General features: G+C 44.9%; 22 protein-coding genes. All 22 read right to left on the reverse strand.

The window, feature by feature from the left end; all coding sequences use genetic code 11:
• Positions 1 to 2: 2 nt before the first annotated feature.
• Positions 3 to 845 carry an endonuclease/exonuclease/phosphatase family protein gene (locus tag VOR_RS0112855; RefSeq protein ID WP_029627177.1) on the reverse strand — a complete coding sequence of 281 codons (843 nt, stop codon included), beginning with the start codon at positions 843 to 845 and terminating at the stop codon, positions 3 to 5.
• 79 nt (positions 846 to 924) lie between these two features.
• Positions 925 to 1,263 carry a nitrogen regulatory protein P-II gene (gene glnB / locus VOR_RS0112860; protein WP_010320105.1) on the reverse strand — a complete coding sequence of 113 codons (339 nt, stop codon included), beginning with the start codon at positions 1,261 to 1,263 and terminating at the stop codon, positions 925 to 927.
• Positions 1,264 to 1,420: 157 nt separating this feature from the next.
• Positions 1,421 to 1,951, reverse strand: a complete 531-nt coding sequence (locus VOR_RS0112865) for a phenolic acid decarboxylase (protein WP_010320106.1) — start codon at positions 1,949 to 1,951, stop codon at positions 1,421 to 1,423.
• A 378-nt stretch (positions 1,952 to 2,329) separates the two neighbouring features.
• Complete coding sequence (locus tag VOR_RS0112870; RefSeq protein ID WP_010320107.1) at positions 2,330 to 2,641, reverse strand: c-type cytochrome; 312 nt, start codon at positions 2,639 to 2,641, stop codon at positions 2,330 to 2,332.
• 60 nt (positions 2,642 to 2,701) lie between these two features.
• Complete coding sequence (gene tilS, locus VOR_RS0112875) at positions 2,702 to 4,012, reverse strand: tRNA lysidine(34) synthetase TilS (RefSeq protein WP_010320108.1); 1,311 nt, start codon at positions 4,010 to 4,012, stop codon at positions 2,702 to 2,704.
• Between the two features lie 132 nt (positions 4,013 to 4,144).
• The gene (gene accA, locus VOR_RS0112880; protein WP_010320109.1) at positions 4,145 to 5,104 is read right to left on the reverse strand and encodes an acetyl-CoA carboxylase carboxyl transferase subunit alpha; all 960 of its coding nucleotides are present in this window, start codon (positions 5,102 to 5,104) and stop codon (positions 4,145 to 4,147) included.
• 47 nt (positions 5,105 to 5,151) lie between these two features.
• A complete protein-coding gene (dnaE, locus tag VOR_RS0112885; protein WP_010320110.1) occupies positions 5,152 to 8,631 on the reverse strand; it encodes a DNA polymerase III subunit alpha in 3,480 nt (1,159 codons plus the stop codon).
• Between the two features lie 81 nt (positions 8,632 to 8,712).
• The gene (gene rnhB, locus VOR_RS0112890) at positions 8,713 to 9,354 is read right to left on the reverse strand and encodes a ribonuclease HII (protein WP_017044001.1); all 642 of its coding nucleotides are present in this window, start codon (positions 9,352 to 9,354) and stop codon (positions 8,713 to 8,715) included.
• A 24-nt stretch (positions 9,355 to 9,378) separates the two neighbouring features.
• Positions 9,379 to 10,527 carry a lipid-A-disaccharide synthase gene (gene lpxB, locus VOR_RS0112895; RefSeq protein WP_010320112.1) on the reverse strand — a complete coding sequence of 383 codons (1,149 nt, stop codon included), beginning with the start codon at positions 10,525 to 10,527 and terminating at the stop codon, positions 9,379 to 9,381.
• 105 nt (positions 10,528 to 10,632) lie between these two features.
• Positions 10,633 to 11,421, reverse strand: a complete 789-nt coding sequence (lpxA, locus tag VOR_RS0112900; protein ID WP_010320113.1) for an acyl-ACP--UDP-N-acetylglucosamine O-acyltransferase — start codon at positions 11,419 to 11,421, stop codon at positions 10,633 to 10,635.
• Position 11,422: 1 nt separating this feature from the next.
• Positions 11,423 to 11,854 (reverse strand): 3-hydroxyacyl-ACP dehydratase FabZ, encoded by a 432-nt coding sequence (fabZ, locus tag VOR_RS0112905; RefSeq protein ID WP_026027636.1) that lies wholly within the window; start codon positions 11,852 to 11,854, stop codon positions 11,423 to 11,425.
• A gap of 116 nt (positions 11,855 to 11,970) precedes the next feature.
• Positions 11,971 to 13,002, reverse strand: a complete 1,032-nt coding sequence (gene lpxD / locus VOR_RS0112910) for a UDP-3-O-(3-hydroxymyristoyl)glucosamine N-acyltransferase (RefSeq protein ID WP_010320115.1) — start codon at positions 13,000 to 13,002, stop codon at positions 11,971 to 11,973.
• A gap of 7 nt (positions 13,003 to 13,009) precedes the next feature.
• Positions 13,010 to 13,519, reverse strand: coding sequence for an OmpH family outer membrane protein (locus VOR_RS0112915; RefSeq protein WP_010320116.1), 510 nt, complete (start codon positions 13,517 to 13,519; stop codon positions 13,010 to 13,012).
• 15 nt (positions 13,520 to 13,534) lie between these two features.
• Positions 13,535 to 15,967 carry an outer membrane protein assembly factor BamA gene (gene bamA, locus VOR_RS0112920; protein ID WP_010320117.1) on the reverse strand — a complete coding sequence of 811 codons (2,433 nt, stop codon included), beginning with the start codon at positions 15,965 to 15,967 and terminating at the stop codon, positions 13,535 to 13,537.
• 48 nt (positions 15,968 to 16,015) lie between these two features.
• On the reverse strand, positions 16,016 to 17,374 hold the full coding sequence (gene rseP / locus VOR_RS0112925; protein ID WP_010320118.1) for a sigma E protease regulator RseP: 1,359 nt from the start codon (positions 17,372 to 17,374) through the stop codon (positions 16,016 to 16,018).
• Positions 17,371 to 18,579: a 1-deoxy-D-xylulose-5-phosphate reductoisomerase gene (gene ispC / locus VOR_RS0112930; protein WP_010320119.1), complete on the reverse strand. Its 1,209-nt coding sequence runs from the start codon at positions 18,577 to 18,579 to the stop codon at positions 17,371 to 17,373. The genes rseP and ispC overlap by 4 nt, the downstream gene beginning before the upstream one ends.
• Before the next feature lie 48 nt (positions 18,580 to 18,627).
• Positions 18,628 to 19,470, reverse strand: a complete 843-nt coding sequence (locus VOR_RS0112935) for a phosphatidate cytidylyltransferase (RefSeq protein WP_010320120.1) — start codon at positions 19,468 to 19,470, stop codon at positions 18,628 to 18,630.
• Between the two features lie 13 nt (positions 19,471 to 19,483).
• Positions 19,484 to 20,239 carry an undecaprenyl pyrophosphate synthase gene (uppS, locus tag VOR_RS0112940; protein WP_010320121.1) on the reverse strand — a complete coding sequence of 252 codons (756 nt, stop codon included), beginning with the start codon at positions 20,237 to 20,239 and terminating at the stop codon, positions 19,484 to 19,486.
• Positions 20,240 to 20,334: 95 nt separating this feature from the next.
• Entirely contained in the window at positions 20,335 to 20,892 is a 558-nt protein-coding gene (frr, locus tag VOR_RS0112945; protein WP_010320122.1) for a ribosome recycling factor, read from the reverse strand.
• Positions 20,893 to 20,925: 33 nt separating this feature from the next.
• Positions 20,926 to 21,657, reverse strand: a complete 732-nt coding sequence (gene pyrH, locus VOR_RS0112950; protein WP_010320123.1) for a UMP kinase — start codon at positions 21,655 to 21,657, stop codon at positions 20,926 to 20,928.
• 167 nt (positions 21,658 to 21,824) lie between these two features.
• Positions 21,825 to 22,670 (reverse strand): translation elongation factor Ts, encoded by an 846-nt coding sequence (gene tsf / locus VOR_RS0112955; RefSeq protein WP_010320124.1) that lies wholly within the window; start codon positions 22,668 to 22,670, stop codon positions 21,825 to 21,827.
• Between the two features lie 128 nt (positions 22,671 to 22,798).
• The gene (gene rpsB / locus VOR_RS0112960; RefSeq protein WP_010320125.1) at positions 22,799 to 23,530 is read right to left on the reverse strand and encodes a 30S ribosomal protein S2; all 732 of its coding nucleotides are present in this window, start codon (positions 23,528 to 23,530) and stop codon (positions 22,799 to 22,801) included.
• Between the last annotated feature and the right edge of the window lie 228 nt (positions 23,531 to 23,758).

Genomic DNA, 23,758 nt, shown 5'->3' on the forward strand with positions numbered 1-23,758 from the left:
CGTTATAAGCTGAAACTCGCCAATAGTGGGTTATGATCAGAAGCGTCCGTTACGGGCGCTTTTGCATTGAGTAGTGTTAAACCGCGATAAAAAAGATGATCGAGCACCAAGCCCGTCACAAATTGAACTCGGTGATCGGGTTCGAACGACACTTCCTGCAAACCCACACGATTTAATGCAGCAGTTAATGTGTCCATCCTTGCTTGACTCCAGCTATTAAAATCGCCACCGACAATCAGCGGCCCGTGATGTGTTTTTAATTGAACGAGTAACGCTTCCAACTGATTGGCATACTCTTGCGTACCATAGGTAAAGTTCACTGCATGCAGGTTTACAACCGCCAGAGTCTGACCATCACTTAAACGATACAGGGCGTAAATCGCCGATTTGGGTAAGCGCAACCAAGGCTCTAATTCGGTGTAAGCACACGCTAATACTGGCATCTGCCTACCAAGATTTAACACTCCGGCTGATTCACCAAAAACTCGAAAAGCATCCTCTTGTGTCCCACCCCACTGTTTTTGGCTGATCCACTCTTTCAATGACAAGGTCATGCTCGCTTCTTGTAGCAACACCAATTGGGCATCTTGGCTGAATTTATTCAGCTCACTTTGCCATGTTGCTCTATTTTGTTTATAGATATTCCAAACCAGTACATTGAGCTGACCATGCTCATCTATTACGCGAGCGTTTGGATTATCGTAACAAATCAGTGGCGATGAAGTGCTTTTGCCATCAATAGTCAACAATTGCGGCGTTGAAGGAATAGTAAAAATAGAGAAAAAACTAACCACAGCCGCGGTAATCAGCAACAGCGGCAAAACAAGCAGATATTTTCTTTTCATAACGTTCAACAAAATTGGTAGGGATGTATTCAAAAGAGACAAAAAAGGAGCCATTGGCTCCCTTCTTCTCGGTATATAGCTAAATAGCGTCTTCGTCTTCTTCACCGGTACGAATTCGTACCACTCGTTCAATATTAGTAATGAAAATTTTACCATCACCAATTTTTCCCGTTTGCGCCGTCTCAATAATGGTGTCAACGCAGCGATCAGCGACATCGTCAGTCACCACAATTTCAAGCTTCACTTTAGGTAAGAAATCCACCATGTACTCAGCGCCACGGTACAATTCAGTATGCCCTTTCTGACGACCAAATCCTTTTACTTCAGAAACAGTCATACCCGTGATCCCCACTTCAGCTAACGCTTCGCGGACGTCATCAAGTTTAAATGGCTTAATAATGGCTTCGATTTTTTTCATGTTCATCCCTTAAACTTTCATCAATTGGTGGCATTATCTGCTAGCCGTTAATAACAATCAACCAAAGCTCTACTGGATTTAGCCCTTTTGTTACTTAAAGTTCACAACTATTTGAAATGGACTAGCACTTTGAGTAACGGTAGAAGTCGCTCTGTTATTAAGCTCGCGCTGGCAACAAGTTTTTATCTGGTAAACAAAAAGGGTAATCCTCTGAAAGTTCACTAGCAGGACAACTGATCACTTGTTCATTATTTAGGCCACAGTCACGCATATACATCAAGGTAGCAAAGCTATCAATCACGTGCGTTGGATAAATGGGTCCCGCATCTCGATATGCTTCCATTAAAGGCAAATGGTCATTTTGGTAGCAAACTATCTTTTCTGGCGCATCCACAATCCAACGAGGGAAATAGATAGCCCCATGAACCACATAATCATATAAGTTCAATGTTAATGCGACACTTGTGCCTGTCGCTTCAACCCAAGAAACTCGGTAAACCGACTGTGCGACGCGTGAAATAGACACTCGTTGATCTTTGACCCAACGTCCACCAACGATGCCTGAGTGGACACGGTAATCAATGGTTGTCTCATTTTTTATATACAGTTCATAACGCCAACCTTGATCATAGGTATAGATGAAGCTTTTACCCAGAAAATAACTTAAATCATTTCGCTCAAAATTCATGATGGGTCCTCTATTATAGATTGTGGCTTATTGGAATAATTACTTTTGTACTGAGAGTCTCCATCATTGGATTGGTTGCAATCAGAAGCAAAATGAATATGTAACTTGTATTCTGTGCCACAGAAATGAGTATTTGAGCTGAATTTTATCTAAGAATTAATTTACTGAATTTATAAAAAAGTCCGATGGACTTTACCATATCGAACTTTTAATCAGGCGAAACCTATAATGAGTTTAAGAACCACTATATACCCAAACAACTTGGAGTTGCAGGTAGGCGGCAAGTGAGTGAGTCCCCATGAGCATAGGCAAACTATGTGATTGGGGTGAACGAACGTAGCCAACACCGCTGCAGCTTCAAGTAGGAAGGGTATAGACCTACTTCAAGCTGGAATAATAAGCCGCTAAATTGGCAATATCTTCATCAGTGAGCATCATAGATTGTGCTTGCATGACGACGGCTAAACCACCACTGCGTTCTTTGTTTTTATAAGCTTTAACTGATGTTATGAGGTATTGCTCATTTTGCCCTTTTAGGTTTGGGTAACCCGGGATCAGTGCAATCCCGTCTGCGCCGTGACACGCCGCGCAGATAGCCGCTTTGGCTTGCCCTGCGGCTGGGTCTCCAGCAAACGCACTTCCCGCTAACAACGTAAAACCCATAACTATTCCAATCGCGATTTTTTTCATTGCTCCACCTTTATGTCCATATTCATTGTATGTTTTATACGAATTCTGCATGAAAAGCGTTCATTTGTCCCAGATGAGTTCACAATCTTGCCCGCTGAAGTCACGATCAACAAATAAATTTGCAATCGCAACCACTTGATTCCGATGCATCAATATTGGCGTTCTTCGTCGTAACCAACTCGGCACGCCATACTCTTGGAACAATTTTTTTAGCTTTCGACTTCCCACTCGTCCTGAAGGGCATGCTGCCAGCCCTTCAGGATTAAACGTAACGCTTAATTGATGGCAATCATCAGGCAAGGCTATTCCCTTGCTAGCACCATTAGACGATAACGTCAGATTTCCTAATCCATCAGGCAAGGTGACTGATTGATCGGGCACAATCATCGCCTGCCAATCTGAAATGTCTTGATAAGTTTGGATGCAATATAGCTTTTGGTCAAAGCGGCGGATCTCACTTTGTCCTAGTTTAAGACGAGGATTCGCATCAATACGCGCAGACGCCACTTGTTGCCAAATCATCGCCAAATGTTCTTGAGTCGGCATTGACTCCCCCAATTGAGCAAGCCACATTCTTAGCAATTGATAGCGTGCTAATTCGCTGCGATGAGAAAGCGCGGTAATTGATAAACTACCATCAGGCATCTTTGCCTCTTGCATTGCCTCTTGTAGCAGCTCTTCAAGCAACACCTGCTGCTGAGCACATAATGTCGCACTACGAGCAACCGCTTGGTGAATATGCGGCCAGCGCTGCATAAGAACTGGCGTGATGTGATGACGGATAAAATTACGATCAAAACGGGTATCTTGGTTGCTTTCGTCCTCGACCCAATCCAAATTCTGGGTTATGACAAAGCTTTCGATCTGTACGCGAGTCGCCGCAAGCAAAGGACGGACGATTTTCCCCGCGCCAAATGACATCGCTTGCGCCATCGAAGAGAGTCCTTTGGGTCCACTACCACGCTTTAACGCGAGCAAAAATGTCTCGATCTGATCATCGCTATGCTGTCCAGTTAGCAACAAATCGTCAGTGTTAATGTATTTCGCTAAAACTTGGTAACGCGCCGTACGCGCCAATGACTCCACACTTTCACCGCTGTCAGTATCGAGTTGTACCCGTTCAATAAAAAAAGGGATCGCGGCGTGTTGAGCCCAGCGCTGACACTGTTTGGCCCACTCATCGGCATGTTGGCTTAATCCATGATGAACATAAACGGCGCAGCACTCGCAGTTGGTTTCATCACGATATTGCGCCAGTAGTGCAAGCATCACTCGCGAGTCCATACCCCCACTAAAACCCAAGACTAATTGACTGCTTGCTAAGCGATGGCGATTGATAACGTGTGAAAATAGCGAATAAAGTTCAGACATGGGTTTTCAGCGCTAAGAGGAATTGATGCAAGTTTACCTTGAAACGCGCCAAGCAAACCAGCCCTGAAATCGGGCCGATAAAAAAGGGCTGAACAGAATCCAACCCTTTAAATTTATTGTTCACTCGGCTATTTAGCAGTAGCCGTAGTTCATCAAACGTTGATAACGACGAGCCAATAATGTTTCTTCATCCAATGGTTCTAAGTCGGCAAGCTGTTTCAACAATGTTGCTTTCATGTTGGCGGCCATTTGTATTGGATCGCGATGCGCGCCACCTAATGGTTCTTCGATAATTTCATCAATCAGCTCAAGCTCTTTTAAGCGAGGAGCGACTAAGCCCATCGCTTCAGCCGCTTGCGGCGCTTTATCTGAATCTCGCCACAAGATTGAAGCGCATCCTTCTGGCGAAATTACCGCATAAGTGGAATATTGCAGCATGTTCACGTAGTCACCCACGCCAATCGCCAAAGCGCCACCAGAGCCACCTTCACCGACAACATTACAAATAACTGGCACTTTCAAGCCTGACATCACTTTTAGGTTTGTGGCAATCGCTTCAGATTGACCACGCTCTTCAGCGCCAACACCAGGATAGGCGCCTGCGGTATCGATGAAGGTAATAATAGGCATATCAAAACGTTCAGCCATTTTCATCAAACGTAGCGCTTTGCGATAGCCTTCTGGTTTTGGCATTCCGAAGTTACGTCTTACTTTCTCTCTCGTTTCACGTCCTTTTTGGTGACCAATCACCATCACTGGACGTCCCTCTAAACGAGCAATGCCGCCGACAATCGCTTTGTCATCAGCAAAAGCGCGATCACCAGCCAACTCGTCAAACTCAGTGAAGACATGGTTGATGTAATCAAGCGTATAAGGGCGTTGTGGGTGGCGAGCCAATTGAGCCACTTGCCATGCCCCTAAATCACCAAAGATTTTCTTCTTAAGCTCTAAGCTTTTCTTTTCTAGCTGTTCGAGCTCTTTATCGAGATCAACGGACTTATCACCACCATGGCGAGACACGTCGCGTAGCGCCTGAATTTTAGCCTCAAGTTCAGCAATTGGTTTTTCAAATTCTAGAAAATTTAGGCTCATCTACCGATCCTTTTATACTCAGCGTTCAACATATTTGACGCCAAATTTTAGTTAAATTCGAGTTCTACCTGATCTTTGCCAAGTAGCTGTTTCAATTCGTCTAACAATGTATCACTTGTGGTTACACGCCACTGCGTACCAAGAGTGAGTCGCACTCTCGCCTCTGCGCGTTGGTAGTATACATTGACAGGTATAGTCCCTGCTCGGTGAGGCTCTAAGATCTGACTAAAGCGCTCAAAAAACTGGCTGTCTATCTGTGATTGTTCAATCGATATCGACAAGCCACGGGCATATTTTTCACGCGCACTGCCCAAGTCCATGACTTCGCGCGCGGACATTTTAAGGCCACCATTGAAGTCATCAAAGCTGACCTGTCCAGAAATCACTAAAATTCTATCTTTTTCTAACAACTCTGCATACCGCTCTAACGCATCAGAGAATAACATCACTTCCATACGTCCTGAACGATCATCTAAGGTCATGATGCCAATCCGCGTGCCACGCTTGGTGGTCATGACTTTAGCAGCAATCACTAACCCCGCTAAAGTGACGGATTGATCGCGTCGCGTTGGCGTGGCATCTTTGAGTCGACAACTGGTGTACTTCGCAAGTTCCTTAATATGTGCGTTTATTGGATGCCCGGTCAAATAAAGGCCCAATGTATCGCGCTCACCTTCAAGCCAAACTTTCTCAGGCCACTCGGGGACTTGCGTATATTTATGTTCTACTTCTTCTGGCGCATCAGTCAATACACCAAACATATCAACCTGACCAAAGGCTTCAGCTTGGTGGAATTGGCTGGCCGCTTTCACAGCATCATTTAATGAGGCCATCATGGCAGCACGGTGTGGGCCTAAACGATCCAAAGCACCCGCATAAATAAGCTTTTCAATCACACGCTTATTGACTTTTTTCAGATCAATTCTGGCGCAAAAATCAAACAAATCTTTAAAATAGCCGCCTGCTGTGCGCGCTTCTAAAATCGCTTCAATCGGCCCTTCACCGACACCTTTTATCGCGCCAATACCATAGACAATCGCGCCATTTTCATCGACGTTAAAGCGGTACAAGCCGGCGTTAATATCCGGTGGTAACACTTTAAGATTCATGCGTAAACATTCATCGACTAAGCCAACCACCTTTTCGGTGTTGTCCATGTCGGCCGTCATTACGGCCGCCATAAATTCGGCTGGGTAGTGGGTTTTTAACCATAAGGTTTGATAAGAAACCAGAGCATAAGCCGCAGAGTGCGATTTGTTAAAACCGTAGCCGGCGAATTTTTCTACTAAGTCGAAGATTTTCATCGACAATTCGCCATCCACGCCGTTTTTTATCGAACCTTCTTCAAAAATCGCCCGCTGCTTGGCCATCTCTTCTGGCTTTTTCTTACCCATCGCACGGCGCAGCATATCCGCGCCGCCCAGTGTGTATCCCGCTAGAACTTGGGCGATCTGCATCACTTGCTCTTGGTACAAGATGATGCCGTAGGTTGGATCTAGAATTTCTTTTAATGAATCATGTTGCCATTTTTCATCTGGGTAGGAGATCGCCTCTCGGCCATGTTTACGGTCGATAAAGTTATCCACCATCCCCGATTGCAAAGGCCCAGGACGAAACAGGGCCACTAATGCAATGATATCTTCGAAGCAGTCTGGCTGGAGACGTTTGATCAGATCTTTCATGCCGCGCGATTCTAACTGGAATACCGCGGTGGTTTCAGAATTTTGCAATACACGAAATGAAACAGGGTCTTCTAACGGGATAGCTTCAATACGAACGGGCTCTTTGCCTTCTCGTTGTAAGCGCGGGTTAATCAGCCCTAGTGCCCAATCGATAATAGTTAAGGTGCGTAGACCTAAGAAGTCAAACTTAACCAAGCCTGCGGTTTCAACATCGTTCTTATCAAATTGAGTGACGGGGAAATGCCCTTCAGCATCCGCATAAATCGGCGAAAAGTCGGTAATGGTGGTTGGGGAGATCACCACCCCACCCGCATGCTTACCGGCGTTACGCGTACACCCTTCTAGAATTCGGCACTTATCAATCAGCTCTTTGACGTCTTCGTCATTGTTGTACAGCTCAGGTAACGCGGGTTCAGCCTTAAACGCCTTTTCGAGTGTCATTCCTGGATCTAGTGGAATAAGCTTTGAAATGCGGTCGACAAATCCAAACGGATGACCAAGCACGCGTCCCACGTCACGAATGACCGCTTTGGCAGCCATAGTACCAAAGGTGATGATCTGTGATACCGCATCACGACCATACATTTCAGCAACGTGATCAATAACTTGGTCACGTTTATCCATACAGAAATCGACGTCAAAATCGGGCATTGAAACCCGTTCTGGGTTCAAGAAACGTTCGAACAGTAAATCATATTGTAGTGGATCTAAATCAGTGATTTTGAGCGCGTAGGCCACCAATGAACCCGCACCCGATCCGCGCCCCGGTCCCACCGGAATATCGTTATCTTTTGACCACTGGATGAACTCCATCACAATCAAGAAATAACCGGGGAATCCCATGTTATTAATTACTTCGAGCTCAATTTGCAGCCGTTCATCATATTCAGGGCGACGTTGTGCGCGAACCTCAGGATCGGGGAACAGAAATTCAAGACGCTCTTCAAGGCCTTCTTGTGATTTCATCACCAAGTATTCGGTTTCTTTCATTCCTTCCGTTGGGAAGGCAGGCAAGAAATATTCCCCCAAACGGACGGTGACATTACATCGTTTGGCAATCTCAACACTGTTTTGCAGCGCTTCAGGAATGTCGGCAAACAGCTCACACATTTCCGCTTCGGTGCGCAAATATTGCTGTGGGCTGTAATTTTTTGGCCGACGAGGATCTTCCATGGTGTAGCCATCATGAATTGCGACTCGAATTTCATGCGCTTCAAAAAACTCTTCGCTGAGAAACACCACTTCATTGGTTGCAACGACGGGCAGATCATTATTTTCAGCCAATTCTAGAGCAAAGTGCAGATAGCTCTCTTCGTCGGCTCGCCCTGTGCGAGTCAATTCAAGATAAAAACGATCGACAAAATGAGTTTGATAAAACTCGACACATTTATCGACTAACGCCTGATTACCTTTAAGCAGTGCTTTGCCTATTTCACCACTTTTTCCACCCGAAAGCACAATCAAGCCTTCGGCATATTTCACTAGCCACGCTTTATCAATCACAGGTAGGTGTTGCACATGACCGCGTAGATAAGCATCGGAGATCAGTAAGGTCAGATTTTTGTAACCAACATTATCACTCGCTAGAACCGTCAGCTTGGTGAGCTCATCACCAAACTCCTCGGATTGCATGACAAAATCTGCACCGATAATCGGCTTTACCCCACAGTGATGAGCGGTACCATAAAATTTGACCAAACCACATAAGTTCGTGAAGTCGGTCAACGCTACGGCAGGCATCCCCATCTCGGCCACTTTTTTCACAAGCGGTGGCACTTTGGACAAGCCATCGATCATAGAAAAGTCGCTGTGGACACGAAGGTGGACAAACTTTGGTTCTGGCATGCAATAAAATCCTAGATGCTAGGTTTGGTACAAGATTTGGCGGTTATTCTACGCGAATCTGCTCGTGGCTGACACCCGCAATTAGTCAATTCCCAGCACGCGTTTCACTGGCTTAAAGCTTTTACGGTGCTCTGCAATGACGCCATGTTGTTCGATCGCGGCAAAATGCGCTTTAGTTGGATAGCCCTTATGTTGAGCAAAGCCAAATTGTGGGTACAATTTATCGAGCGCTTCCATCTCTTTATCGCGTACCACTTTAGCAATGATTGAGGCGGCGCTGATTTGCGCCACACGCATATCCCCTTTGACAACTGCGATACCATGCATCGGTAATTGTGGAACACGGTTGCCATCAATTAAAACCAAATCAGGTTGAATCGCTAGACCTGCAATCGCGCGTTGCATCGCCACCATAGTCGCTTGAAGAATATTAAGCTCATCAATTTCAGCTGGTGAACAGCGGCCAACAGACCAAGCGAGCGCCTTTTGTTGAATTTCAGGAAAAAGCGCTAGGCGTTTTTTTTCTGATAACTTTTTCGAGTCGGCCAAACCTTCAATCGGATTATTCGGATCCAAGATTACTGCGGCAGTCACTACGTCGCCCACTAATGGACCTCGACCAACTTCATCCACTCCTGCAATCAAAACATAGCCCTTAGGGTATTCAAAAGGAGTCAGTGTTTGTTCTGCCATCTTGTCTATTTTCCTCTCGTTATTTTTCAATCGCTCTTTCTTAATCGTTAATGGTTAATGGTTAATCAAGCTTAAAACCGCCTTGGCGGCTTGTTGATCCGCACCTTTGCGGATCCAGTGATGCATTTCAGTAAAACGTTCAATTAAAGAGGAATTATCACGGCTGAGCATACTATCGACCGCAGGAAACAGATGTTGCGGGTCGCATTCATCAAGAATGAACTCAGGAACCAGTTCTTCTCCGGCTAAAATATTGGGCAGTGAAACAAATTCGGTTATCGCAAGCTTCTGAACCAACCATCCGGTGAGCCAGTTCACTTTGTATCCCACCACCATCGGCCGTTTGAGCAACATGCATTCCAGAGCGACTGTGCCAGAGGCAAGCAGCACAGCATCTGCGGCCGTGATGACATTGCGCGCGGTGTCTTCAATAATAACAAAATCGAGCTCTGGGGCGATCTCCTGCCAAATGGTTTCAAACTGCTGTTTACGTTTGGGATTGACGGCGGCTACCACAAAACCAATATCAGGGTATTTCTGTTTGATTTGTCGACATGTTTCAATAAATGGCTTGGCAATTAAACCGACTTCTCCCCCTCGGCTACCGGGTAGCACAGCCAGCCACTGTTTATCTGTCTCTAATTTCAACAGTTCACGAGCGGCGATTTTATCGGGTTGCAGTGGAATGGCATCGGCCAGTGTGTGGCCGACAAATTCGCACGCAACCTGATACTTGTCGTAAAACGCTTTTTCAAACGGAAGAAATGCCAGCACTAGATCGGTCGCCGCATCGATTTTAAAAATACGTTTGGGACGCCATGCCCATACAGATGGGCTCACATAGTGGACGGTTTTGATGCCCGCTTTTTTGAGTTCAAGCTCTAGTCGTAAATTAAAATCTGGTGCATCAATACCAACAAACACATCCGGCGGATTGGCTTTAAAATACTTCACCAACTGCGCTTTAACTTTCAGTAAACGCGGTAAGCGGCCAAGCACCTCAACCAGCCCCATCACGGCTAGCTCTTCCATATCAAATAAAGATTCACAACCTTGAGCAATCATTTTAGGGCCACCAATACCGACAAATTGTGCATTGGGGTATTGCTGCTTGATGGCTTGAATGAAGCCTTCTCCTAGTGTATCGCCAGAAAGCTCTCCGGCAACAATACCGATTCTTAGGGGATTTTCATGTGAGTGCATATCATTTCCTAACAGAATCCGCTCAGCCGTTATGCGGCGTCAAAAAGACAAAAGATCGCTAAACAAGTAGCGATCTTCGGATATTAATAGAAACTCAGTGGTGAACTAACGAATAATGCCACGCTCAGTTTTTTCTAGTAAATCAGTAAAACGCTGAATCGATGGGTACTCTTTCGCCATCTCAACCAATATAGGTAAGACTTCTGCTTGCGTTTTACCTGATCGGTAAATTTCTTTATACGCTTTTTGTAGCGCGCGAATTTCTGCTTTTTCAAAACCATTTCGCTTCAAACCAACAAGGTTAAGGCCAAATGGTGAAGCATGGTTACCTTGTGCTAACACGTAAGCGGGTACATCTTGCACCACAGCAGAACAACCACCGATATAGGCATAAGCACCAACGCTACAGAAAGGATGAATCGCCGACAACGCCATAACACCGGCATAGTCACCGACCGTCACATGGCCGCCAAGAATTGCGTTGTTACCAATGTGCGTATGATTACCAACAATCACATCGTGCGCAATATGGGCATTCACACACAATAGGTTGTCGTTGCCAACAACTGTTTGCGTTTTATCTTGCATAGTACCACGGTGAATTTGCACCGCTTCACGAATAACATTGCGATCACCAATGACAACTCGCGTATCTTCACCACCATATTTCTTATCTTGGTTCTCTTCGCCAATGACGGCGTGAGGGAAAATACGGTTCTCTTCACCAATGACGGTGTTTCCTTTGATGACTACATGCGACATCACTTCCGTACCTTGGCCAATGCTTACCCCAGAGGTGATGTAAGTAAATGGACCAACGGTGACGTTAGCTCCAATGATAGCGCCATCTTCAACCACCGCACTTGGGTGGATTTGTGCAGTTTCATGAATCATATTAAAACTCTCTACGAGCACATTTCATTTCAGCTGAACACACAACCTCACCATCAACTTTCGCTACGCCATTAAACAACGCAATACCACGACGCTCTTTAATGAACTGCACTTCGATGATCAGTTGGTCGCCAGGACCTACAGGTTTACGAAACTTCGCATTATCAATACTAGCAAAGTAATACAATTCGTTATCTTTCGGTGCACCAAAGGTTTTGAATGCTAGTAGGCCCGTTGCTTGTGCCATTGCTTCTAAAATCAGTACACCTGGAAAAATAGGTAACTGCGGAAAATGACCAGTGAACTGAGGTTCATTAACTGACACATTTTTCAAGCCAACAAGGTATTTGCCTTCTTCAAAGTCAATTACACGGTCAATCAACAGAAATGGGTAACGGTGAGGAAGCAGCCTCTGAATTTCAGTGATGTGCATCGTTTTCGTTTCAGTCGTCAAAGTCATATTCCTATACAGTAAAACTTTCAAAAATTATTTGGCATTATAGACGAAAAAGACTCGCAATTGGCGAGCCTAATCGGTAAAAAGTAGAATTAGGATTCCGCTTCCTGATCTAAGTACTTTTCAAGTGCTTTAAGTCGCTTGTGCATATCTTCGATACGGTGAACGCGAGCGGCCGTTTTACGCCATTCTTTGTTCGGTTGCAACGGAATACCGGAAGAGAACATGCCTTTCTCGGTGATGCTACGCATTACCATCCCCATGCCAGTAATAGTGACCCCATCAACAATCTCGATATGGCCATTGATGACCGCACCGCCACCAATAATGCAATATTTACCTATGTGGGTGCTGCCAGCAATGATGGTACCGCCAGCAATTGCAGTGCCATAGCCAATACAGACGTTATGTGCAATCTGTAATTGGTTATCGAGAATGACGTTATCTTCAATAATCGTGTCATCTAATGCGCCGCGATCAATTGTCGTGCAGGCACCGATTTCAACTCGATTACCGATCCGGACTGTGCCAATTTGCGGAATTTTAATCCACTCACCTTTCTCATTGGCATAGCCAAAACCATCAGAACCAATCACCGCACCTGACTGAATAAGGCACGCCGAGCCAATTTCCACTTCGTGGTAAACGCTGACATTTGCCCACAACTGGGTGTTAGCGCCAATTTTGGCGTTTTTACCGATGAAACAGCCAGCACCAATGGAGACGTTATCGCCAAGTTGCACGCCCGTCTCAATGACCGCGTTTGCACCAATAGAAACGTTCTGCCCTAGCTGGGCATCCTGTGCAACAACCGCAGAAGGGCTGATATCACTCGCAGGTCGCGGTGTCGTGTCCAGCGCTTGCGCTACCTTTGCAAAAGCAACGTATGGGTCAGCGACGACCAATACATTGGTTGTACACAATTCACGTTCACTAGCCTTGACCATAATCACCGTTGCGCGGCATTGACCAAGGTGTTTGTTATATTTGGGATTAGAGAGGAAAGTTACGTAACCTTCCTGCGCCTTATCCATTGGTGAGACAGCGAAAACTGTCGCAGAGCCATCACCAAACAGCTCTCCGCCGGTGATGGTTGCCAATTCGGCTAAAGTCAGTTTTGCCATAATAATATTATTTTAGTTGTTTAATTACTTTCTCTGATAGGTTGTAGTCGGGCTTACCATATTGCATAGCTTGCACGTCAACAACGATGTCATAACCTTCTTTTTCCGCAACTTTCTTCACAGCGTCTTGAATCACCATGAAGAGTTTTTGCTTCTCTTCACTCTCACGACGCGCTGAGGCTTGCTCTAACGCTTGCGCTTTGATTTTGTACTTGCTGTCTAATTGACCAATTTCAATACGCAGCTTTTCGATCTCATCTTGACCTAACAGTTCGCCATCACGTTTAAGTTTTTCAATTTTGGTTTTTGCTTCAGCTTGAATTGACTGTAGCTCTGCCCCTTTATCTTTAAACTCTTCTTGTAATTTTTGCAGCACAACTTCTCGTTGAGGCAGTGCTTGGAATACTTGCGCGGTATTAATGTAGCCTACTTTCTGCGCCGCCTCAGCGGCTTGCACAAAAAATGATGAACTCAGTACAACTAGGCCTAATCCTGCCGCTTGAATCGCTTTTTTCAAAATACTTTCCTCTAATTAGAATGTTCTGCCGATCGTGAAAGTGAAGAACTCTTCATTATCACCTTCATAAATTTTAATAGGTTTGGCAATTGAGAATACCAGTGGCCCCATAGGTGACATCCACTGCAGTGCCGCACCATAAGAAGCACGATAATTCATTGGGTCAGAATAATCGTAATAGTACTGATCACCATATCCGAGTTTGACATCTTGGTAATCAAATTCTGTATCCCAAACACTCGCCATGTCGACGAAGATACTGGTACGAATTTGACTGCGCGCTTCATCAGAAGCAAATGGCGTCGGGACAATTAACTCAACACTGGCTAGCGCAACCGCGTTACCACCAACTGAGTCATCCGTCGCGCTATAACAGCGGTTGTTGCCTCCATTATTGCCATTACAGCCTGTCGCATCGTTATAAATCGCTTTCGGTCCAGCCGAGTTAGAGCCAAAACCACGTAACGTGGTAAAGCCACCTGCATAATAGTTTTCATAGAATGGGAACAAGTTATCGTTACCATCCGTTTTCCCATAACCATTACCATACCCTAAGCGTCCTCTTAGCAAGAGTGAAAACTCATGTTTTTTGGTTAATGGGAAATACTGGCGGACATCGTACTGCGCTTTGAAATACTTTACGTCTGAGCCTGGCACGGTCATCTTGTAAAAAGCACGTTGATGATTCCCCGCGGTTGGGAATACACCACGGTTTAAATTATTGCGCGTCCATGAAATATTGATGTCAAAGTCGTTAGTGATCAAACTGCCATCATCACTGCGATTACTCGCTTGAGATTGTAAGAACTGACTCACTTGCACATACTCATCGATATTACCGATTTTGTTGTGCGTATAGCCGATACCGAGGTCAAAACGGTTTAGTTCATCAAATGGGAAACCCCACGTTAAACTTGTGCCGTAACTTTCATTGGTATAATTAACAATACCTGCTTCAGAAGCCTCAAACTGGTTATAGAAAATCTTACCACCCAAACTGACACCATCAAGGTTCCAATAGGGATCACGGTAATCTAAACTGATGTTCTTTTGATAGTCGTTCATCATGGCATTGATGCCAACTCGATTACCTGAACCAATGAAGTTGTCTTGTTGTAAACCAACCTGAAAACTCACGCCTGATTCTGTACCATAACCGACACCAAAGTTAACACTACCTGAGTTGGCCTCTTTCACGTTGTACACCAGATCGACTTGGTCTTCACTGCCAGGTACACGTACAGTTTGCACATCCACCGTTTCAAAGAAGCCAAGACGGTTTAAGCGGCTCTTACCCGTATCAATCGCTTTAGAGCTCAGCCAACTGCCTTCCATTTGACGCATTTCGCGGCGCAAAACTTCATCTTTGGTTGAGTTATTACCGACAAAGCGAATATCACGGACATAGATACGCTTACCCGCTTCCACATGAACAACCAAGGAAACTTCTTGCGTTTCATCATTAAATTCTGGGATGGTTCGAACTTGAGGATAGGCATAGCCAGCTTCACCCAATACTCGTTTTACATCTTCTTCAAGCTTGGTCACCAGTGAGCCGTTATAGGTTTCCTCGGCTTCAAACGGGATCAAAGCGCTAAATTCAGCCTCTTTGCCAATCAGCTCTCCGCGAAATTTAACGTCTTTGATTTTATAAGGCTGACCTTCGCTAATGCCTAAAGTAATATAAACGCCTTTTTTATCAGGAGAAATAGCAACTTGCGTGGAATCGACTTGAAACTTTAAGTAACCACGATCAAGGTAGAAAGAGCGCAAAGCTTCAATATCAGCGGCTAAGACCTGCTTTTGGTATTTATCATCAGAGAGGAAATTCCACCACGCCACATCGACATTCAAATTGAAGCGTGACAAAAGCTCTTGGTCACTAAAAACGTCATTGCCAATAAAGTTGATTTGCTGGATTTTCGCAGAAACCCCTTCACTGAACACAAATTTAAGGTCTGCACGGTTGCGAGGTAAAGGTGTCACCACCGCTTTCACGGTGGCGTTGTACTTACCCACGCTGTAGTAAAAATCTTCCAACCCCTTTTCAATGTTGCTCAAGGTCGTACGATCGAGCGCTTCACCGATGCGGATATTGGATGCATCAAGATTCTGCTGCAACTGCTCTTCTTTGATCGCTTTATTTCCGGAGAAGGAAACACTTGCAATGGTTGGACGCTCTTTAACCTGAACGATCAGAACGTTGTTGTCTCGTAATACTTTGACATCTTCAAAGTTACCCGAGGTGTAAAGTGCTTTGATAATATCCGCGACATCTTGTGCATCAAGGGTATCGCCAATTCGGACGGGCATTTTCAGCAATGCGGCACCGAGTGCAACACGCTGAAGCCCTTGAATTTGAATATCCTGCACTACGAAGTTCTCAGCACTATGTGCTGAAAGGCTGGTTGCCAATAGTGCCGCGAAAAGGATCGGTTTGATTGCCATATTTATTCTTGTTATTCCTTGCTACAACTTCTGCCTAATGGTTACAAATCACAGGCGACTAAAATCATTAAATATTGCCACAGCCATCAAAGAGAAGATGATCGCCCCACCAATTCGGTATCCCATTTCTTGAATTTTTTCTGGGACAGGACGACGGATAACGGCTTCAATTGCAAAAAACAGTAAATGCCCGCCATCTAACATGGGTAGTGGCACTAGGTTGATGATACCTAAGTTGACACTAATCAACGCCAAAAAACCGAGGAAGTAGACTAAACCATAGTCAGCGGTAGTCCCAGCTCCTTTGGCAATCGAAATCGGCCCACTCAGATTATTCAACCCCACATCACCGACCACCAGTTTTTTCAACATGCTGACGGTTAAGTTGATCACTTGCTGTGTTTTTTCAACCGCTTTTCCGACTGATTCAAATACACCATATTGCAGCTCAAATCGATAACTTTCCGGCCATTCTGCGACTTTAGGAGCGATTCCCGCAAAGCCTATCGTTTTGCCTTGCGATAACTCACGAACGTCAGGCGTAAGCTCGATAGTCAAGCGTTGTTCATCACGCACAACAACCAATGGAACTGGCCGATTGGGATGACTTTGTATCAACGCCACAACTTGCTGCCAATGGTTTATCTTCGCACCGTTGGCTTCGATTAATGTATCCCCAACTTGCAACCCAGCCTTCTCTCCAGCGCTACCTTGAGAAACATTGGTTAGCGTCAGCGATATTTCAGGAACAAATGGTTTAAAACCTAACGCTCCCATAGCAGACTCTGTTTCTGGGTTAAAGTTCCAAGAACGGATATCTAATATTTTGATTTCATCAACACCAATTTCATCATCCGTGCCGACAGTAAGCGTTAATTGCTCATCACCAATATGGCCTATCAACCCCATATTGACCGATTCCCAATCTAAGGTATTCACTCCTGAGACCGCTTTGATCTGCATTCCTGGTTCTAAACCCGCTTGAGCGGCGATCGATTGGGGGGTAATATCGCCAATCACAGGTTTTACCGCTGGGACACCAATTAAGAACACAAGCCAATAGGCAAAAATGGCGAAGAAAAAGTTAAACGCAGGCCCAGCACTAACAACAGCGGCACGTTTCCATAATGGTTTTTGGTCAAAAGCTAAGGTTTTTAATTCTGCTGGAACATCGTCAACACGGCTATCGAGCATTTTAACGTAGCCGCCGAGAGGAATAATTGAGAGGTTGTACTCGGTGCCATCTTTGGCAACTCGGCTCCAAAGTGATTTACCAAAGCCAATGGAAAATTTTTCGACTTTAATTCCACAGCGACGTGCTACCCAAAAATGACCAAATTCATGCACAGCAACCAATATGCCTAACGCAATGATGAAAGAGACGAAATTCCACAAAATACCACTCATAATAAATGCTCTTGTATGATTTGCTGGGCAATAGTGCGCGCCATTCTATCGAGCTCTAACAAGCTTTCCAAGTCATAGCAATGTAACTGAGTATGTGCTGCACACACTTTTGACAATACACGTTCATTAATTTGTGCGATATCGGTAAAACGAATTTGCTTATTTAAAAAAGCTTCAACGGCTATTTCGTTGGCTGCATTTAAAGAGGTGGTGGCATGTTGCCCTTGATAGCAAGCATCAATCGCCAATCCCAAACAAGGATAACGCTCGTAGTCCACATCCATAAAACTCAAATTACTTAATTTGGTAAAATCCAGTGCCGGAACACCCGCAGTAATGCGTTCTGGATAAGAGAGAGTTAAAGCAATTGGCGTGGACATATCGGGTTCCCCCATTTGCGCAAGCACCGAACCATCGCGGTACTGCACCATAGAGTGGATCACCGATTGTGGGTGGATTAACACTTTTAATTGCTGTTTCGATGCATTAAACAGCCACTTAGCTTCAATGTATTCTAAACCTTTGTTCATCATGGTAGCGGAATCAACCGAAATTTTCGGCCCCATCGACCAGTTAGGATGAGCAATCGCTTGCTGTGGTGAAACATCAGCTAACGTGGATAAATCACTGTAGCGAAAAGGGCCACCAGAACCTGTTAGCAAAATATGCTGCACACCATGTTCTTGTAAATCACAGCGACCCAAAGAACCTTGAATTTCAGGCGGTAAGCATTGAAAAATCGCGTTATGTTCGCTATCGACAGGGAGCAATTCCGCGCCGTGTTTTTCGACCGCATCAATAAACAATTGGCCAGACATCACCAAGGCTTCTTTGTTTGCCAACAAAACACGCTTGCCCGCCTTTACCGCGGCCATGGTTGGTAACAAACCTGCCGCACCAACAATCGCCGCCATCACCGTATCCACCTCATCTAATGCGGCGACGTGGCACATGGCGTCTTGACCAAATAATACAGTTGTTTTTAAGTTCAGTGACTGCAATTGAGCAAAAAGCTCATCCGCCGCCTTTTGGTTTGCCATTACTGCATAAACTGGCTGCCAACGCTGACATAGCTCACGCATTTTATTGACATTATTGCCAGCAGCCAAAGCCACAACAGAAAAGTGTTCAGGATTTTGGGCTACAACTTTTAATGTGCTTGCACCTATTGAGCCTGTGGCACCAAGAATCGTTAACTTACGCATAGCAAAAACCGTGAATTAAGATTGGGGTAAGACAGCTTAACCCAAGCATTAGAAAATGAAATACAGTAGAGCAAAAACAGGAAATGCAGCTGTCAGGCTATCGATACGATCCAAAACGCCGCCATGCCCCGGAATAATATTGCTGCTGTCTTTAATTCCTGAAACGCGCTTAAACATACTTTCGACCAGATCGCCAAGCACAGAGATAACAACCGTCGCGAATGTAATACCGACCATCGACAACGTATTTGTAAACCGAATATCAAACCAATCAGCAGTAAACCACGCCACAATCAATGCCGTAATAATGCCACCAATCAACCCTTCAATGGTTTTATTTGGACTGACTGCTGGCGCCATTTTGTACTTACCAAAACTTTTGCCCGCAAAATAAGCGCCACTGTCTGCAGCCCAAACAATTAAGCAGACAAACAACACCAACTTAGCACCATGGTATGGCTCACTCAAAAAGGCTTCTGCGCGTAAAAATAGTACGCTCCAAAAAAAAGGAAGTAGCGTCAGCACACCAAAGAGGTGCCTAAGTAAATTGGATCTTTCCCACCATGGGCGGGATTTAGGATAAGTAATGGCTAAAAAGCTAGAAAACAGCCACCAAGCCACCCCGATAATTAAGATCACATAGTGATTCGAGTTCATGCTGGCTAAGCTAACTGCATCAGGGGAAATCAGTAAGTAACTTGCTCCACCAATGATAATGGCTGGCAACAGCGCCAGATACCTAGATGTCGTATCGATAAACTGAGTCCATTCCCATACACCGACAAGCGCCACAAGGGCCAAAACGGCCATAAATAGGGGGAGTGGCAGTTCAAAAATGCCCAGCATCACCAGTGGAGCTAATATGAGCGCCGTGATAATTCGTTGCTTCAAACTAATGGATCCTTTATTTCTGTTCCATCAATGCCTTAACCTGTTCCCCTGTGCAGCCAAAACGGCGTTCACGGTTAACAAACCAAGTCACTGCTTCAATTAAACTTTCTTCACCAAACTCAGGCCAGTAAATTGGCGTAAAGTACATCTCTGCATAGGCCAATTGCCACAACATAAAATTACTAATACGGCATTCACCACTGGTACGAATGAGTAAATCCACTTCAGGAATATCAGACATCGTTAGCGACTGTGTAATCAGCGTTTCGTCGATCTGATCAGGAGAAATATCACCGCTCGCCACTTTGACTGCGATAGAACGCATCGCTTCTGTGATATCCCATTTTCCGCCATAGTTTGCGGCGATATTAACGACCATGCCACTGTTTGATGAGGTTAACTCTTCTGCCTGAGCGATTTTTGTTTGTAAGCGTGAGCTAAAACGTGTTTTATCGCCAATGACTCTAAGGCGCAGATTATTCTTATGCAGTTTTTTTACTTCTGTGGATAGCACAGTAATAAATAACTCCATCAACACGCCCACTTCAGCTTCCGGACGCCGCCAATTTTCACTGCTAAAGGCAAACAAAGTAACGGCTTTAATACCCAATTTCGCTGCAGTAGAGATCGTTCTTCGAACCGCTGCTACACCATTCTTATGACCAAATACACGAGGTTTACCTTGTGCTTTAGCCCAACGGCCATTTCCGTCCATAATGATTGCGATGTGTTGGGGTAATACATCAGATGAGAGGGATGAGTTTTGCATAAGAAATTAATTGATTACCAAACTGATAGGGCAAAATAGCATAAAAAAACGCTGCACTGTGAGCACAGCGTTTTAGAAAGGCTAAAAAGAGCGAATTAAACTTCCATTAACTCTTTTTCTTTTGCAGCAAGAACTTCATCAATTCTCTTAATCGCTACATCGGTAAGTTTTTGAATCTCTTCTTGCGCTTTATGATCTTCGTCTTCAGAGATTTCTTTATCTTTCAGCAAAGCTTTTAAATCGCCATTGGCATCACGACGAATGTTGCGAACCGCAACACGACCACCTTCGGCTTCACCACGAACAATTTTCACCAAATTACGACGACGTTCTTCGGTCAGTGGTGGCAGTGGTACACGAATAACTGTACCTGCAGACATTGGGTTTAGACCCAAATCAGACATCAAAATCGCTTTTTCAACTTTTGGCGTCAACTCTTTATCAAAAACAGTGATCGCGAGAGTACGTGCATCTTCAGCCACAACGTTAGCGATTTGATTCAGCGGTGTCGAAGCACCATAGTAATCGACAGAAATGCCGGAGAGTAAACTTGGGTGAGCGCGACCAGTACGTACCTTAGAAAGGTTGTTTTTCAGGGCATCTACGCTCTTATCCATACGCTCTTGAGCGTCTTTCTTGATTTCGTTAATCACAAATATCACCTACTTGTTTTCTGTTTGGAGTGATTAGTCAGCGGTGCTAATTAGTGTACCTTCCGCTTCACCCATTACCACGCGACGTAGTGCGCCCGGTTTGTTCATATTAAATACGCGGATTGGCATTTTGTGGTCACGCGCTAGCGTAAACGCAGCCAAGTCCATCACTTTTAGCTCTTTTTCAAGCACGGTTGTATAAGACAGCTTATCATACAGTTCTGCGTCTGGGTTTGCCACTGGGTCTGCACTAAATACGCCATCTACTTTTGTCGCTTTTAGAACCACATCGGCTTCAATTTCAATACCGCGTAGACAGGCAGCAGAATCGGTCGTGAAGAATGGGTTACCAGTACCCGCAGAGAAAATCACAACACGGCCTTGACGTAGTTGGCTGATAGCATCGGCCCAATTGTAATCGTCACACACACCTTTAAGAGGAATGGCAGACATCACGCGCGCATTCACATAAGCACGGTGCAAAGCATCACGCATTGCCAAACCATTCATTACGGTTGCCAGCATTCCCATGTGGTCGCCCACAACACGGTTCATGCCCGCTTCAGCAAGACCTGCGCCACGGAATAAGTTACCGCCGCCGATGACAACACCCACTTGAACACCCAGTTCAACCAGTTCTTTTACTTCCTGTGCCATGCGATCTAACACCGCAGGATCAATACCAAAACCTTCTTCGCCTTGTAGCGCTTCACCGCTAAGTTTTAACAGGATACGTTGATAGGCTGGTTTAGGGTTCGTAGTCATGGAGCTTACCTTCCAAATAGAGAGTTGTTAATTAACAGTCATGATTTAAAACTGAATACTGAATTCTAAATCATCACAATTAGTCTCAATATGCCTAGTCTCAATATGCCATTCGTAAAAAGACCGCAGCCTTGGCCACGGTCTCTTTTTAGGCAAAATCGCTAGGATTAACCTTTTTGAACCATTGCAACTTCTTCAGCGAAGCTAAGTTCTTGAGCTTTCTCAATACCTTCACCAACTTCTAGACGTACGAAGTTAGTAACGGTTGCGCCTTTAGCTTTCAGCATGGCGCCAACAGTTTGAGAAGGATCCATGATGAACGCTTGACCAGTAAGTGATACTTCACCTGTGAACTTAGTCATGCGACCTTCAACCATTTTCTCAGCAATTGCCGCTGGCTTGCCAGATTGAATTGCAATTTCGATTTGGATTTCACTCTCTTTAGCCACAACTTCTGCTGGTACATCTTCAGGGTTAACGTACTCAGGTTTGGCAGCAGCAACGTGCATTGCTACGTGTTTGATGGTCTCTTCATCCGCTTCACCAGCAACCACAACACCGATACGGTCGCCATGGCGGTATGAACCTACTTTAGCGCCTTCGATGTAGTGAACGCGACGGATAGTGATGTTTTCACCAATTTTAGCAACAAGAGCAATACGTGCTTCTTCAAATTTAGCTTGAAGTGCTTCGATATCTAGACGCTCAGCAAGTGCAGCCGCTAGAACTTCGTTAGCGAACGCTAGGAAGCTTGAATCTTTTGCTACGAAGTCAGTTTGGCAGTTCACTTCTAGAAGTGCTGCAAAACCATCAGCTTCTTTAATTAGGATAGTACCTTCAGCTGCGATGTTACCTGCTTTTTTCGCTGCTTTAGCTGCGCCGCTTTTGCGCATGTTTTCAATTGCTAGTTCGATGTCAGCGTTTGCTTCTACAAGCGCTTTTTTACATTCCATCATACCTGCGCCAGTACGCTCGCGCAGTTCTTTCACTAGAGCAGCAGTTACAGTTGCCATTCTCTATTCCTCAGTTGATTCTGGTGGTAAAAATCAGGGGCCGATTGTTTGGCCCCTGATGCTAACTATAACTTGTTCAATGCATCAATCGTGTGACACATATAATCAAGTGTGACTCAGAGCCGCTATTATTCTGCTTCTACGAAACCGTCTTTTGCAGCAGCAAGTGCAGCTGCATCTTTGTTACGACCTTCGTTAACCGTTTCTGCAACAGCATTTAGGTAAAGCTGGATTGCACGGATTGCGTCGTCGTTACCAGGGATAATGTAGTCAACGCCATCTGGGTTAGAGTTAGTATCAACAACAGCGTAAACTGGGATACCTAGGTTGTTTGCTTCTTTAACTGCAATGTGCTCGTGATCTGCATCGATAACGAATAGTGCGTCAGGTAGACCGCCCATATCTTTGATACCACCAAGAGATTTCTCTAGCTTCTCCATTTCACGAGTACGCATTAGAGCTTCTTTCTTAGTTAGTTTATCAAAAGTGCCATCTGTCGCTTGAATTTCAAGCTCTTTTAGACGCTTGATTGACTGACGAACAGTTTTCCAGTTAGTTAGCATGCCGCCCAACCAGCGGTTGTTAACGTAGAATTGGTTGCTTGCGATAGCCGCTTCTTTAACAGCTTCAGATGCTGCGCGTTTAGTACCAACGAAAAGAACTTTACCTTTTTTCTCGCCAACTTTGTGTAGCTCAGCTAGAGCTTCGTTGAACATAGGAACAGTTTTTTCTAAGTTGATGATGTGAACACTGCTACGAGCACCAAAAATGAATGGCTTCATTTTTGGGTTCCAGTAACGAGTCTGGTGACCGAAGTGAACACCAGCTTTTAGCATGTCGCGCATTGATACAGTTGCCATTTGAAAATCCTCTATGGGGTTAGGCCTCCACATCCCCCATGAATCCGACTCCTAACATCTATTCGGTTGTTACCGATAGTTTTCTTGTTGGAGCACCCCGGAACACGTGTCGGAATGTGTGTGATTTAAAGATAATGTGTTTAGAAAGGAAGGTGGGTTTCGTCATTTCAGAAGAAAACGCACTTCTATTCCGGCGCGCTTTATATCATATTTTGCCTCACACTGGCT

Source organism: Vibrio ordalii ATCC 33509 (assembly GCA_000257205.1).
Lineage (GTDB): Bacteria > Pseudomonadota > Gammaproteobacteria > Enterobacterales > Vibrionaceae > Vibrio > Vibrio ordalii.